Origin of the sequence: Spiroplasma endosymbiont of Panorpa germanica (assembly GCF_964019765.1) — a bacterium.
Classification (GTDB): domain Bacteria; phylum Bacillota_I; class Bacilli_A; order Mycoplasmatales; family Mycoplasmataceae; genus Spiroplasma_B.
Genome location: NZ_OZ026461.1, coordinates 120,409 through 136,176 on the forward strand (window position 1 = coordinate 120,409; position 15,768 = coordinate 136,176).

Consider the following 15,768-nt stretch of genomic DNA (forward strand, 5'->3'; position numbering starts at 1 on the left):
AAAATTAATTTATAGGGAGGTAATAATTTATGCAAAAAGAAGAAGTAAAAATTGATTCTGAAGAAATTAAAGTTACAAAAATCAAAACTGATAAGAAGGTCTGAGAAAAGGTTCAAATACCGAGTCGATGAGTCGATGGCAATTTCCCCTTTAACTTTTATACATATATGGATAAGCAAATCGGTATTATATTTCTTATTACCGGGCTAGTTATCCCATTTTCAACAGCTTTATTAATAAAGCTACTATTCTCAATCAACTCGGATTTTTCAAATGATCTTAGTTTATTGAATCTAGCGGTTGGTATAGTATCAAATGGAGTCGGGTTTTTCATAATTTGAGATAAGCGTCGATCATTAATGTTTAAAACAACTTTGTTTTTCTATTATGTTTATGCAGTTATGCCAATTGCAATTTCCTTACTACTATCACCAATTTCATTATTAAAAATTCCAGAATATTGAATAAGTTCAATTTTACTAATTTTTCAATCAATAATTTTTCTAACTTTGGCTTACTGAGTATTTAATCGCGTTAGTGATTTACGTTCTAGATTTGCTAAGACTATTAAACAAAATTGAAAAATGGTCTTAATTGTGACTTTAATCGGGGCTGTAACTATATTTGCCCTTTCATTTCTTTATGGACTACTTAGTCAGGCTTTAAATTTAGGGCCTGGTAATTCAAATAATCAAAACCAGTTAGCAGATCCATTGACAACTGGAGTTTTGGGTTCAAAAATTTTATATGCAATTTCATTATTTGTATTTACAGTAATTGCAGCTCCATTGATCGAGGAAATTGTCTTTAGGGATGCCATTTTTGTGGGTACTTCAAATCGTTGAATGGGTTGAATCATGTCAACAATTTTATTTGGTTACATCCATATTTCATCAACTGGTGACTTCGTTCACTTATTTCAATATCTAATTGCTGGATTTGTCTTAGCTACTGCATTTAATGTTTGTCGTGGAAATGTTACTTACACTTGAGCAATTCATGTTGGAAGTAATCTATTATCATTTATTATCCTTTTGGTGAGTTCTTATGCAGTTAATTAAAATACAAACAAATGATGTAGGTCAAAGCTTATTTAAGTTTATTAAAAAGCGTTATTCAACAACTCCGCTTTCAGTAATTTATAAGTGATTTAGGACTGGTAAAATTAAAGTAAATGGTAAAAAAATTAAGGACCAGAAATTCATTCTCTCTTTAAATGATGAAGTCTTGGTATTTGATACTAATAAAATTACAATTAGAGATACTTTCAAAGAAGCGGATTTTTCTGATTTAAAAATAGTTTATGAAGATGATAATATTTTGATTGCTGATAAACCTCATAATTTAGAAATTCACTCCCCAATTAACATTAGTCTTGATGACATTGTCAAATCTTATTTAGTTTCCAAAAAAGAATATGCCCCAGATGATGAAAATAGTTTTGTGGTTAGTCATATTCATCGAATTGATAAGCTAACACGAGGTTTGGTAATTTATGCTAAAAACCGCCAGGCAATGGAGAGTTTAAGTGAAGCTATCAATAACAAAAATAAAATCAAAAAATTATATTGAGCAAACTTGGACCGCAAAGTTAAAAACGACCTTGATGCTCAAGGTTACATCACCTACGATACTGAAATTCAAAAAGCTGTTTTTCAAGAAGAATCAGAAGAAGGATTCAAAGTGGCGCACACAACCTTTAAACCAATCGATAACTTATCGGGAAATTGAGTTGAGATTCTATTATTAACTGGTCGCAAGCACCAAATTAGAGCCACTCTAGAATATTTTGATAATCCTGTTGTTAATGATTTTCGTTATGGTTCAAGCATGCGTACCAAGGATAAATCTATCATGCTTTACGCCATTGAAATCAGTTTTGCAGATCTGAATGAACCTTTAAGTTACTTGAATAATAAAACTTTTGACATCAAAGACGAAATTAAAAATTTAAACAAAATTTAAACTATTAATATAATCAAATAACTGATATGTTAAAATAATTTAATAAGGTCTAAGGTGATAATTTATGGTTTCAACAAAATATGGAATTACAAGCACAATTGTTGGAACAATAATTTCACTTTTTGGAGCACTAATTCAGTTTTTAACCCTTTACTTTGTGTTGCAAAATTTTGGAGCAACATTTAACGGGTTTGTGAAAATCGCCACTGCCATTGGAGCTATTATTGGGACAGCAGATGGAGCTTTAGGAATTGCCACAACAATTTTGTTGGTCAAGCCGATTGCTCAAAGAGATTGAATTACAGCTAATGAAATTTTTTCAACATCTAAAAAGAATTATCGTCGTGGAGCAAAATTATCAGTTACCTTACTTATTTTATCAGCAGTATTTTATCCACTTTGAGTAATAATCAGTAGTTCAACAACTGACTTCTCTAACTTTTTCGATCACTTTGGGATTGTCTTAAACGGAAAGTCAGAAGTGGTGTTCGCCCCATACTGACAAATGCTATTAATTATATTATTATTTGGTTTCAAAAATATGGGAGCTGGAATAATATTTGGAGTTTATGAAAATGTTATTGCTGCTGATAGTGAAAATACTGTTAGAAAAATAGTTATTCTTTTCACAGATGTGGTAGTTTACTCGCTATTCTTTTATCTTCTCACACTAAGGACTGTTGATCCATTAATTCCGTTTCTATCAATGCTTTTATATTCACCAATTCGGGGTTTCATGATTATGCTTTATGTAAGGCGGAATTATTTATGAATTAAATTTAATCCCGATTTAAATAGTTATCAATTAAAGACCTCAGCTAAGAAAATTTCGCGTAGTAGCTTGGGTACAACAGTGTTAATGAATACAGATATACTAATTGCTGCGGTTTTATTGGGTCTGAATGCTTCATCAGTACTTTCGCTTTATTTTGTAATTGCTGTTAACATCAGGCTTATTATGACTAATTTCATTACTTCATTTCGCGAGTTCTTTGTGGTTTTAGTAATGAAGAATGGTAGAATTTATTGAAATAGCTACGCTAAGTACGAAATTTATACATATATTATTGCCGGCTTTACTTTTATTAATATGTCGATATTATCACCATACTTGGTAAGTGCTTTATACGGTAATCTAATGGAGAACCAGATTGCTAATCCCACTGTAGATAATATTTGAACAGCATCACAATTAATTTTATACCGCTATGTCTTTTATAATCCAACTTTTTCTGTAATTTTTGCTGGGATCACTAGTTTATCAATTCTTTGTGAAGCGCAAATGAATATTATTCAGGCAAAAAGTCGTTATGCTGAAGTGACAAAAGTTCAAAACTATTTAGGATTTAGTTACATTGTAATTGCATTTGTTATAACAGGGATGATTACTTTTAGTAGGTTGGGAGCGGACTTATACTTAGTTTTCGCTTTAATGGCATTTATGATTTTGAAATTAATTTTCTTATTTATTCGATATTCGTATTTGTGGTTTTATGTTTATCGCTATGCCACTTACAATTCCAATATTAAGAACGTATTTCAAAATGCCTTAATTTTGATGATTCCCACAGCAATCTCACCAATAATCCAATTCACAGTTATTGATAATTTGATTCCATTAAATATTGAAACCTTATCATTTGTACCACTTGTAGGATTATTTTTTACAACTATTTTTGCTTCCATTGGGGTAATATTTATCGTAGCTTTAATTCTTTCCCCAAATATGGTTATGGGAATCATTAGGAGATTTCCCATTCTTGGGGAAAGGTATCGACGCAGAAAAGAAGCCGAACGCAAAGAACGTCTTCAAAAAAATAATATTTCTCTAACAGATTTAAACTCTAAAGGAAATATTATTGTGCAAGAATACATAAGTATCAATGAAGAAGAAATTTCTAAGACTCTTAGCGAGCAGGGTTCCCTAGAACCAGAAATTCTTGAGTATAAAAAAGTTTATAAATTGAAAGGTTAGAACATGAAAAAACAAGAAGCAATCTCTGAAAATAAATTAAGCTTCGACACTGAAAATTTTATTCAAAAAAATCAGCGTACGGTCTTTGTGGGGATTTTAGTCGGTCTTTGTAGCGCAGTGATTTATTCATTAATGCCGCTATTAAGTAACATTGAAACCGCTATTGAGAATCCAGTTTCAGGATTAGGTCGTTATGGGACCTATACAATATCAACCCTTTATGTAACATGACAGGAAATAGCTGCAGCTGTGACTATGATTTTCATTTTTGGTCCAATGCGAGCTTTTAGATCATTTAAATTATTAAAAAACCGTAAAGCTTGATCAATAGTATTGCTTGGTTTCCTTGGGGGACCAATTGCAATGGTATTTATCACATTAGCAGCTCTATTTGTAATGACAGGGGCTGGTTTAAGTGATGGAACAATTGGGTCAATGCTTTTAAACCTGCAGCCAGTATTTTGTGCTATTGCTGCAATGGTTTTCTTAAAACAGAAACAATCAAATTATACAATCGGAGCCTTAATGGTTACAGCCATTTTAATGGTCGGATTTGTAACAACTTTTAGTATTAAAGAAGAAATCCAAGTGCAATCAATTTTAGGAATTGTATTTGCGCTAATCGCTGCAGGGTTATATACTCTAGAAGCGATTGGGATGGAAAAATTAATGAAATATTCAGAATTCAATTTCCCATTCCAAGAAACCACATTTATTAAAACAAGTTTTTCAGCGTTATTTATGATAATTTTAATGCCATTAGCAAGTTCAATCGATTTTTGAAGTTCTAGTGATATTACTTCTGAAAGCTATGGTCACGCCTTCTTGAATGGTTGAGCATCTTTTGAAATTATGCAATCATGAGTTGTGGCTTTAAAATTTATTGGTTGTGGTATTTTATTAGCTTTTGGAAGAACTATGTATTATTATGCAATAAAAAATGCTAGTGGAACTTATGCAGCTTCAACCCAACTTTTAATGTTGATTTGAACCCCAATTATTCAATACATTATGAATGGAATTGCTCGTGGAAGTAATTTAACAGCAATTCAAGACGGCTGGCTTGTTAGTGGTAATCCCAACTCAATCAATGATATTCGAATATTAACCTCAGAACCACAATCCTATTACTGATTCTTTGTGGTTCCCATAATTCTTTGTCTATTTGTCATCACCTTTAATGAATTCTTTGTAGATTTACAAACTAAAGGTTGAAACGCTACTAAAGAAATTTGACTGGGTCGTAAAAATAAAGACGATGTAGTTGAAAAAAATTAAGAAAATATTAAAACAAGTTCAAAAGAAAAAAAATAGCTTTTTTTCGTAATTACTCTTCTTTTTGTGTATAATTTAAAAGTAAAAAGGAAAGGTATTTATTTTATGAAAAAAGCAAGTAAGATTGTAACACTTGTAGGTACAGGTATTACAGTTGGATTAACACTTTTATCAATGATTTTATCAATAATTGCTGCATCAGTTGTTAGTGATGGAGTAGGAACTGCATCAGCTGTAATTGGTGTTGTTATCGTATTGGGAGTTATCGGAATGATATTGCCATTATTAGCATTTATATTCGTTTTAATGAAAAATGAAAAATTAAACTTTGTTGGTTATATTTTAGCCATTATTGCAGGGGGATTCGCTGTATTTGCAATGTTATTCTCAGGTATTGGAGCTGTTTCATTATTAAACTCAGCTTCAGGTATAGCAACTCTTGTTGGGGGTATCTTAGGAGTAATTTCTGCTAAGAAATAACAAATTTAAAAACTCAGTAATTTTTAGTTATCATAGTAGATAGCTATTAATTACTGAGTTTTTATTTTCTTAAATCTAAACGATCAGATTTTTTCTTGTAAACCATTACATCAAGATTATCATCTTCAAATTCTTGAAATTTAAAGATTCCTAGAAAATGGTATCCAATACCTTTCTCCTTTTCAAAGAATTTACCAAATACAATCAAGTCAAGGGGCTTTACTTTCTCGGCGGCCTTAATTTTACTCTCTCTGCTTTTGTGAACTTCAACCTTGTAGATAAATTCTTTATTCGGGCTTGGATAAATGGCATAACCCTCACTAATCTGTGCTGATTTTTTCGCATCTGTTACAAAGTTAGGAAATCAGACCTGCTCGTTATCACTAATTTTATTGATTCCTGTAAGATAAGACACTTTGTTTTCATCTGAAAATATTGCTGATACAACGTCTTGAATTGTTCTAAAAACAATTTCATCTTTAGTTGTAATGTATTTTCTTTCTCTGATATTGTGAATTAATTCATTATTCATAGGGCACCCCTTTTATTAACACTTATAGTATACCTTTTAAAATTACTATTTCATTACTTAAATCAAAAAATAGAAAATTGTCGCAAAAACTCTATGATATAATAAAAAAAAGGAGTATTGTCATGCAGTTATCTTTATATGCTCTTGGTTTTGCAACTTTTATACTTTTTATTAGTTATACATCAGGATCAATAATATCAGAAATAATGAAAATAAGAACTAAAAATTCATTTGCCAATATCGCTTTGGGTTTTTTTGCTTATTTCGCCACATTAACTATATTAACTTTTCCACTGCAAATGTTTAATAGTCTACCTTACATTTTTTTTATTTATTACACCATCGTTTTATCCCAGCTTTATTTAATAGTTTGTATCTTGCTATTTAGATACTGAATTACCTCAGCATTTTTATCAATTTCATCATTAATATTTGTTATTATAGTTGTTATCGTTATGTCCGTAAACTTTTTTAGCGGAAAAATATTTGGGGCAGGGGATTTTTCTGATAACCGCAATACATTACTAATTTTGGACACCTTTAAAAATAAACCGATCTCGTTTTTTAATGGTAAGAATCCAGTTAATAATCTAGGATATAAAGTTCTACAATCATGGTATGCGCTGCAAATGTCAATGATTGTTATAACTAAGGCCAGTCCGGAAAACTACTGACAATTAATCAGCGTTAGTGGCTTTATTATTGATGCTTTTATCGTGGCTTCTATTACAATGACTATCATAACCCGATTTAATGATGTTGAACATCGAGGTTATCGCCAGTTTGGAATTGTTTTGACAATCATTTATATTATTGGATTAAAGTTTTTCATTAGCTTTTTGGGTCTGAAAATTTTTAATGAAATGTCTTATTTTGTTTATCTAATTTTTTACACCTTAACATTAATTATCAGTTACTCAAATCATAAATTCCGCGAACACAATCTCCCATTAGTGATTGGATTTATTTTAGGAAGTTATATTGCGTTTTCTTGAGAGAACTCTTATCCCATAATCTTTTTATTGTATGCCATTGTCTTTACTTTGCAAAGAACTTTGTTAAGCAATTACACAAAGGACATAATAAAAATTTCGTTGTTCCCATTAATTAATCTTGTGTTCTTTAACTTTTTTGAAAAACTTTATTTTCAGTCAGCATTTTTCGCCGCGATAGTTTTATTATTTTTTATCGTAATTTATTTTATGGCTAATAAATATTCAAGAATTGTTAAGTTTGAAACTGCATTTGATAAAAATAATAACTTCTTTGTTCTATTTTTACCACTTGTATTTGCTGGTTTATCCATAATATTTATTTTAGCAGCTCACGAAGACTTGTTGTTAATGTTTTTAAACTACTTAAGTTTCATTTATAATTGAACAATCTTTATTGAAATCCCAAAAGCTAGACAATGAATCGCCTTGGCATTGACTATCATTTTATTGGCTGGTTCTTTAGCTTGGGTGTTTGTTCGTCAAAATATGTTAGGAACAAAATTGTCGACCATTTTAGATTTAACTGCAATTAGTTTTATAACTTTCTACAACCCACTGGTAATAAAATTTGTTTCAATTATTTATAAAGACTTTGTTAAGTTGAACGGAACTATCATGGCAATTTTGTTTATCCACTTAGTATGTGTAGGAATTTATACCATGACAAATATTTTTGGTAACTACATTGAAAAGAAAACTATTAATGAGAAACCAAAACCAAGATATAAAAGAGATATTTATGAAATTAATTAAGGAGTTCTATGAAACAAGAAGAAGCTAAATTGAAAATACAAGAATTTGTTAAGCAGTTGAATCAATGAAACTTAGAATATTATGAAAATGATAACCCCAGTGTTGATGATGCAGAATATGATTTGCTACTAAGGGATCTAAGAGAACTAGAATCACAATTTCCAGAATTAGTTACCAAAGATTCCCCAACTCAAAAGGTTTCAGGATTTGTTGCTAGTAAATTTGAAAAATATGAACATCGCGAACCAATGTTAAGTTTAGGTAACGCCTTTAACAAAGAGGACTTACAAGATTTTGATCAGCAAATATTTAAAGCCAATGGGAATAGAAATTATAAATTTTTCGCAGAGTTAAAGATTGATGGTCTTTCGATTTCATTAATTTATAAAAACCAGAAACTTTTTAAAGCCGTAACCCGAGGAGATGGTTTAGTTGGAGAAGATGTAACAGCCAATGTTAAAATGATTAAAGAAATTCCTCATGAAATAAAATCCGAAGAGGAATACGTAGAAGTTCGCGGAGAAATTTACTTATCAAAAGCAGAGTTCAATAAAATCAATCAAAAAAAAGCTCAGGCTAACGAACCATTGTTTGCTAACCCTAGAAATGCTGCGGCAGGAACCTTGCGTCAACTAGATTCTAGAGTTGTCAAAGAAAGAAACTTACAAGCTTTTTTATATTTTTATATGAATCGAGATTCAAAAGATATTTTGACTCATCAAGATTCATTAAAGTTAATAAAAGATTTACAACTGCCTGTTAATGGTGAAGGAAAAATTTGTGATAGTATTGATGAAGTTTGAGATTACATTGAAAAATATAGCGCCGTTCGCGATCAATTGCCATATGAAATTGACGGAATCGTTATTAAGGTTAATGAATTTGAAACTTATGAAAAAATTGGATACACAAGTAAAACCCCAAAGTGAGCAATTGCTTTTAAATTTCCAGCAGAAATTAAAACTACTAAACTGCTTTCGATTTTTCCAACAATTGGGAGAACTGGAAGAGTTACTTACAATGCTCAATTAGAACCAGTTCAAATTGCAGGAACCACAGTGAGAGCTGCAACACTTCATAATGCCGACTTTATTATGAATCGCGATATTAGAATTCAAGCCAATGTTAAAATAAAAAAAGCTGGAGATATTATTCCAGAAGTTATCTCGGCTATCAAGGATACAGAATTTGAAAAACTTTTGGTTTGAGAACCAAGCACTAACTGTCCAGATTGTAACAGCTTGCTAGAAAAAATTTCAGGGGAAGTTGATCAATATTGCATTAACACAAATTGCCCCAAAAAAATTATTAGAAGTCTGCAACATTTTGCCAGTCGTGATGCCATGAACATTGAAGGTTTAAGCATAAAAATATTAGAGAAACTTTACAGCGAACAAATAATAAAAGATGTCGCTGACATTTTTAAAATCGCTGATAAAAAAGAAGTTATTTTGAACTTAGAGAATTTTGGGGAAAAAAGTTTTTTGAATTTGATAACTGCAATTGAAAAAAGTAAGTCAAACTCAAGTGAAAGATTATTATTTGGTTTAGGTATTCGTCATGTTGGTAAAAAAACTGCTAAGGTGCTGATTAAAAATTATAAAACTATAGCAAACTTAATGACAATTGGATTTGAAGAGTTATCTCAAATATATGATATCGGAAATGTGGTTGCTAAATCTTTGATTGATTGATTTAATATTATGGAAAATAAGAATCTGATTAATAAATTAGTGACCTTAGGAATTAATATGGATTATAAAAATGATTCTTCAAACTCAAGTGATATTTTCCGTGACAAAATAATTGTAATAACAGGAACGCTTTCAAAGTCTAGAAATTATTTTAGAGAGCTTTTAGAAAATAATGGCGCTCGAGTTACAGACAGTGTAAGTGGTAAAACTGATTTTCTACTTGCAGGAGAAGATGCTGGAAGTAAATTGGTGAAGGCAAAAAACTTAGCAGTTAAAATAATTTCAGAAGATGATTTGAAAAGTATGATGGAGGAAAAATAATGAATAAGAAAAAAATCTCACCTGAATTAATTCAGGAATTAGGTCGAGACATCATGATCGAGGTCAGCGAAAAAGAAGCGCAAGAAATTTTTGAAACAGAGCAAATTTTAAGAAAAAAATTTGAAAAGGTAACGAGAATAAATACTGATAATATCGAACCAATGTATTATCCATTTGAAGTAAACGAAATCGGAATGCGCAGTGATGAATTTGTTGAAATAAATGATCAAACTCAAGTTTTAAATAATGCTCCTTCAACTGATGGGGACTTTATTACTATTGCTAAGGTGGTGAAATAATGAAATACGAAAATTTGTCAATCGTTGAACTAAATCAACTAATCACAAGTAAAAAAATTACTATAACTGAATTAACCAAAGCAGTATTAAAAAATATTGATGTTAATTTAAAAGAAAATTTTATGGCAACAACTTGTGCCAAGGAAGCTTTGCAACAAGCACAACTACTAGATAAGAATTTAGTAAAAGACAACTTGCTTTATGGAATACCATATGTTATGAAAGATAACTTTGCTACCAAAGGAATTAAAACAACTTCGTCTTCAAAAATTCTAAGCGAATTTGTCCCAACATATAATTCTAGTCTATATCAAAACTTATTAGACTCTCAAACATTGCTTATTGGAAAATCAGCTTTAGATGAATTGGGAATGGGTGGTACTGGTCTTTATGCTTGCACTGGAGCGATCACAAATCCCAGAAATTCAAAACATCAAGTTGGTGGAAGTTCTAGTGGAAGTGCTTGAGCTGTGGCAAAAGGGGTGGTTCCATTTGCAACAGGAACAGATACAGGAGATTCGATTAGAAAACCTGCTAGTTATAATGGGATTGTTGGATACAAACCTACATACGGAGCAGTTTCTCGATTTGGTCTGTTCCCTTATGCTCCAAGTTTAGATCACGCAGGTTTTTTTACCCGTAACGTAAAAGATTTAGCAATATTAGCCGATGCTTCATTTAAAAAAGATAGCAAAGATTTGACTTCGATTGAAATAATTGAGAAAAACTTTTTTAAAAATATTGATAAGTTTGATAAAAAATTGAAGTTTGGTTATTTAAAAGAAGTTCATGACTTCCTACCAGCTGAATTAAAAAAAGAATATGAAATTTTTTATGATAAACTTAAAAAACAAAATATTCAAGTCAAAGAGATCTCTTTTAATAAAGAACTTTTAGAAGCAATCCCTCCAGTTTATATGATGATTTCTTTTTCTGAGGCTGTTAGTCAAAATTCAAATTTAAATGGAATTAACTTTACTAATCGAATTCCGGGTTCTGATTTTCTAGAAATTATGACCAACACCCGTACACAACTTTTTGGAAAAATTGTTAAACGAAGATTTATTATCGGAAGCTATCAATTAAAAAGGGAAAATCAAGAAATCCTTTTAGAAAAAGCCAAAAAAGTTCGACGTCTAATAGCAAACCGTCTGACAGAAATTTACAATGATATTGATATTCTAGTCCTACCTCCAGCTATAGAACCAGCGCCATTAATTAATACAAAAAAAATTGTCGACCTGGAAGAAAACGAAGAGCAACTTGAGTTCATTAATGATATATTGATTATGGCCAATTTCAATGGAATGCCTTCCGTTACTTTGCCATTTACAAATAAAAATAAAATGCCCATTGGTATTAATTTAAACGCAGCTCCCAAAAAAGATTTACAATTGTTGCAAACTGCACAATTTGTTGAAGATATTATTGGAATAAAAAATCGAATTGCAGGTGATAGAGATGAATAATTTTGAAGTAATAATTGGAATTGAAAATCACGTTGAGCTAAAAACTAAATCAAAAATGTTTTGTGCTGGACCTGTTGAGTATGGAGCAACACCTAATACAAAAGTAAGTGAAACAGACTTAGGATACCCAGGAGCTTTACCAACTGTTAATAAAAAAGGGGTTGAGTTAGCAATCCTAGCCGTGAAAGCTTTGGGTATGGAGTTAGATTCGAATCTGAGGTTTGATCGTAAAAGTTATTTCTATCCAGATTTAGCTAAAGGATTTCAAATCACTCAACAATTTTTCCCAATTGGTAAAAATGGTAAAGTTACAATTGATTTACCAGACAAAGGTAAAAAAGATATTTCGATTGAAAGAATTCACATTGAAGAAGATACTGCCAAACAAACTCATAAGGGAGAGCTGACATATTTAGATTACAACCGAAGCGGAGTTGGATTAATCGAGATAGTAAGTGATCCGGTTATTAGAAGTGCAGATGAGGCAGTTGGCTACGTTGAAAAACTTAGAGAAATTTTACTGTTTTCCGATATTAGTGATGTAAAAATGAACGAGGGTTCATTGAGATGTGATATTAACATTTCTCTTCGCCCGTATGGTTACAAAGGATTTGGAACCAAAGTAGAAATAAAAAACTTAAACTCACTCAATAACATTAGAAAAGCTGTTGAATTTGAAATCAAACGTCAATCAGAAATGTTATTAAAAAATCAACCAATTTTAATGGAAACAAGAAGGTTTGATGAATCAAAACAAGAAACAGTTTTAATGAGAACGAAAACTGACGCAGTTGACTATCGCTACTTTAGAGAACCAAACATCCCCCCAATCAATTTGGATCCAGATTGAGTAAAAGAAATTTTTAAAAACGCTCCTGAGCTAGCTGAATCAAAAAGGTTGAGATATACCAAAGATTATAATTTAAAAATTGAAGAGGTAAACCAAATTTTAAGTTCTCTAGAACTAAATCGTTTTTTTGAAGCTACTTTAAATTACACAAAAAATTATTCAAAAGTTGCCAACTTATTATTGGGAGACATTCAGTCGCTTTTAAATAAAGATGAAATTGAAATTCAAAGTACAAAAATAACTCCAAAACATATTGGGGAAATAATTTCAATGATTGATGGAGGAATTATTTCTTCAAAACATGTTAAAACAATTTTGCCGATTTTAATTCAAACTGGACAAGATGTTAATAAAATTATTGAAGAGAATAATTTGAAACAAATATCAGATTCAAAAACAATTCAAGAATTTTTAAAACCTATTTTTGATGACAATCAAGAAGTGTTATCCCAATACGAACAAAGACCTGAAAGAGTTACCAAAACTATCATGGGTCAACTTATGAAGGTTACTGGAGGAAATGTTAACCCCGATGTAGCACAAGAAATAATACTAAAAAATATTAACGAATATCTAAAAAATTAAAAATATAATTTTAATAAAAAGTAAATCCTTGATGGATTTTTTTTATTGTATAATAATATAAAATAGATATTACATATAATTTTTTTCGAGAAGGGTTTAGAAACATGAAAATAACTAACTGATTTGATCAAAAATTACCAATTTTTAGAAATACTTTTTTGAAAACAGTTTTTTCACCAACGTTTATAGTAGTATCAATAATTTACATTTCAACAATAGTTACAACGCAACTAGCTATACTAAGCCTCAAGTCAGAGGTTTCCAACTATTCGGCTTCATTAAGTGTTTGATTAACAGTATCTTTTGCATCGCTATATTTTTTAATAATAACAATTGTATTCGCAACAAGGTTATATTCAGATCAAATTAAAAACGGAATAGTAAAAATGGAACTGCGAGCTGGCAAAAAAATTTCACAAATATTTTTCGAAAGATTTGCAGCTCTATACATAATTTTGTTTACAATTTTAATTTTAAGTCTTATTATCGAAATCATAACTTTTCAGATCTCAAGATTCTCATTTACTACTTGATTTTATCAAGTTTATCTTTTTAAGTACTTGTATCTGACAATATATATTTTTATGCTTTTAAGTTTTATGATATTATGGCTATCTTTTGCTAACCAAATTGTTCCGATTTTGCTTTCTACTTTTATCTTAATGATTATTATTTTAAATCCTTTTATCGGAACTCTTCTTCAAGGAGAAAATAAAATTGAGGGAAGAACTGAAAAAACGCAAGAAATCAATATGACAACAAATAAAGCTTATTTCTACCAAAAGTATGACAAACTTGTCAAAGATGGTAATAAGTATGCAAAAGATATTTCCGAAACTTTTTGAGAACTTGAAAATTCATTAGTCCTTGCACACAATGGAGAAGGTTTTTATAATGTCGGATTTGACAATCTAATTCTAGACGGATTTTTACTTGAGAGTGAAACCTTAATTGAAGACACTCTTAATAATACAAAATATCAATACTTCAAATTTTCTGAAGATTTTGACAAAAAAAATAATGGTCTTTATTGTTTCTTGGAAAAAATAAGCGAAATTTCAAAAAGTGATAGTTTTGATTCTCAAAATTTAAAAAATTGAGAAAACAGCCGATTTAATTTGTGATTTTCACGAAAAAGCGAAAAACACGATTACAAATCTCTGAGTCAGAAAATAAAAAAACAAAAATCAGATAAAGACCTTTTGGCAATTAATGAGCTTATTTTTGAATTCATTGAGACTAATATGTATTTTTACTCAACAAGCTCGCTTTCGGATTTTTATTCAAAGCTTTACCCTGAAATAATTACAACAACTACAAACAGTGATTTTTTTACTAAAAGCAACAAAACTCCAGGTTACTTTGACTATTCAAAAGCAATAAGTGTTTTGACTTACAACTACTTAGTGTACGAACAAGAACCTTTGGAAAAAAGTGATTTTGAAATTTATAAAAGTGGAATGGTAAAAAATATTTCATTTAGTCCCGGTGGTCAAGCTCACTATTTATTTGGTACCCCGCCAAATAAATATGGATACTTTTCACAAGCCATAAATGCTGACTTCTTTGAGGAAGGATTAAGTCGAATACTAGTGCCAACAAAAAAACCGGGTGTTTTATTAGAACAAGAGGAAGTTATTTTTCCCAAAAAAAGTCAATGAGAAAATTATGAAATAAAAGAGATAGAAATAGTAAATTACTGGGGATTATTAATTTGATGAATAACATTACCATCAATAATGTTAGTTTTGGGTTACTATATTTTTAAAAATAGAAATTGAATCAATTAGAAGGGTTGGGTTTAAAATGTCAAATGATAATATAGCTTTTGAAATTAAAAATTTTGAAAAAATTTTCAAAAATAATAAAGGTATAAAAGATATTAGCTTAAAAATCCATAAAGGTAAAATTACCTCGATTCTGGGCCATAATGGTGCAGGTAAAACTACCTTGATTAAATTGATCACCCAAGAACTTAAGCCTGATAAAGGAGAGGTTCTTGTTCAAGGTCAAAAACCTGACAAAGATTTTTATCAAAAAATTGGTTTTTTACCAGATCAAAACTCATTTCCGATGGATTACAAGTTAAAAGAATTTTTGGTTTATAATGCTATTTTAAGAGGAGTTCAAAGAGATGAAGCCAATATTAAAGCAGATGATTTCTTAATGAAACTTGGCTTGGAAAAATATCAAAATAAAACATTTCGTCAACTTTCTGCGGGAATGAAAAAAGTTGCATTACTTGCCGCAACCATGATAAATGATCCAGAAATAATTATCATGGATGAACCTACAGCTAATTTAGACATTGAAAATCGTTCAGATTTACTTGGTCTAATTGACGAGCTAGCTAAAGCGGGGAAAACAATAGTGATAACATCACATATTCTCGAGGAACTTGAAGGTGTTACGCAAAATCTGATAGTAATAAAAGATGGTGTTAAAGAATATGATAAACCTTTTGACAAAGGTAAAGAAAAATTGACAGAAATCTACAATCAAATTAATAATCCAGACTCTAAAAGAGAAAATAAGTTTAAGAATGTTTTTAATTAACTTATTTTAATATTAAATT

General features: G+C 30.2%; 13 protein-coding genes. 12 read left to right on the forward strand and 1 reads right to left on the reverse strand.

Translation table 4 applies throughout. The features are described from left to right. Positions 1 to 29: 29 nt before the first annotated feature. From AACK87_RS00535 to AACK87_RS00555, 5 genes are all read left to right on the forward strand, one after another. Entirely contained in the window at positions 30 to 1,061 is a 1,032-nt protein-coding gene (locus AACK87_RS00535; RefSeq protein WP_338972529.1) for a CPBP family intramembrane glutamic endopeptidase, read from the forward strand. Next, complete coding sequence (locus tag AACK87_RS00540; protein WP_338972532.1) at positions 1,048 to 1,965, forward strand: RluA family pseudouridine synthase; 918 nt, start codon at positions 1,048 to 1,050, stop codon at positions 1,963 to 1,965. Before AACK87_RS00535 ends, AACK87_RS00540 begins: the two co-directional genes overlap by 14 nt. A gap of 64 nt (positions 1,966 to 2,029) precedes the next feature. Then, complete coding sequence (locus AACK87_RS00545) at positions 2,030 to 3,940, forward strand: hypothetical protein (protein WP_338972534.1); 1,911 nt, start codon at positions 2,030 to 2,032, stop codon at positions 3,938 to 3,940. 3 nt (positions 3,941 to 3,943) lie between these two features. Continuing rightward, positions 3,944 to 5,218, forward strand: coding sequence for a hypothetical protein (locus tag AACK87_RS00550; RefSeq protein ID WP_338972536.1), 1,275 nt, complete (start codon positions 3,944 to 3,946; stop codon positions 5,216 to 5,218). A gap of 102 nt (positions 5,219 to 5,320) precedes the next feature. Beyond that, complete coding sequence (locus AACK87_RS00555; protein WP_338972539.1) at positions 5,321 to 5,695, forward strand: hypothetical protein; 375 nt, start codon at positions 5,321 to 5,323, stop codon at positions 5,693 to 5,695. A 61-nt stretch (positions 5,696 to 5,756) separates the two neighbouring features. Here the strand turns inward: AACK87_RS00555 and AACK87_RS00560 are convergent, their stop codons facing one another. Further along, a complete protein-coding gene (locus tag AACK87_RS00560; RefSeq protein ID WP_338972542.1) occupies positions 5,757 to 6,227 on the reverse strand; it encodes a hypothetical protein in 471 nt (156 codons plus the stop codon). Between the two features lie 122 nt (positions 6,228 to 6,349). On the opposite strand from AACK87_RS00560, the gene AACK87_RS00565 reads away from it, so the two are divergent. From AACK87_RS00565 to AACK87_RS00595, 7 genes are all read left to right on the forward strand, one after another. Next, a complete protein-coding gene (locus AACK87_RS00565; RefSeq protein WP_338972545.1) occupies positions 6,350 to 7,975 on the forward strand; it encodes a hypothetical protein in 1,626 nt (541 codons plus the stop codon). A gap of 8 nt (positions 7,976 to 7,983) precedes the next feature. After that, the gene (gene ligA, locus AACK87_RS00570) at positions 7,984 to 9,990 is read left to right on the forward strand and encodes an NAD-dependent DNA ligase LigA (protein WP_338972548.1); all 2,007 of its coding nucleotides are present in this window, start codon (positions 7,984 to 7,986) and stop codon (positions 9,988 to 9,990) included. After that, positions 9,990 to 10,289, forward strand: a complete 300-nt coding sequence (gene gatC / locus AACK87_RS00575; protein ID WP_338972551.1) for an Asp-tRNA(Asn)/Glu-tRNA(Gln) amidotransferase subunit GatC — start codon at positions 9,990 to 9,992, stop codon at positions 10,287 to 10,289. The genes ligA and gatC overlap by 1 nt, the downstream gene beginning before the upstream one ends. Next, complete coding sequence (locus tag AACK87_RS00580) at positions 10,289 to 11,758, forward strand: amidase family protein (RefSeq protein ID WP_338972555.1); 1,470 nt, start codon at positions 10,289 to 10,291, stop codon at positions 11,756 to 11,758. The genes gatC and AACK87_RS00580 overlap by 1 nt, the downstream gene beginning before the upstream one ends. Then, a complete protein-coding gene (gatB, locus tag AACK87_RS00585) occupies positions 11,751 to 13,193 on the forward strand; it encodes an Asp-tRNA(Asn)/Glu-tRNA(Gln) amidotransferase subunit GatB (RefSeq protein WP_338972558.1) in 1,443 nt (480 codons plus the stop codon). The genes AACK87_RS00580 and gatB overlap by 8 nt, the downstream gene beginning before the upstream one ends. Before the next feature lie 104 nt (positions 13,194 to 13,297). Further along, positions 13,298 to 14,983: a hypothetical protein gene (locus tag AACK87_RS00590; RefSeq protein ID WP_338972561.1), complete on the forward strand. Its 1,686-nt coding sequence runs from the start codon at positions 13,298 to 13,300 to the stop codon at positions 14,981 to 14,983. A gap of 16 nt (positions 14,984 to 14,999) precedes the next feature. Next, positions 15,000 to 15,749 carry an ABC transporter ATP-binding protein gene (locus AACK87_RS00595; protein WP_338972564.1) on the forward strand — a complete coding sequence of 250 codons (750 nt, stop codon included), beginning with the start codon at positions 15,000 to 15,002 and terminating at the stop codon, positions 15,747 to 15,749. The last annotated feature ends 19 nt before the right edge of the window (positions 15,750 to 15,768 follow it).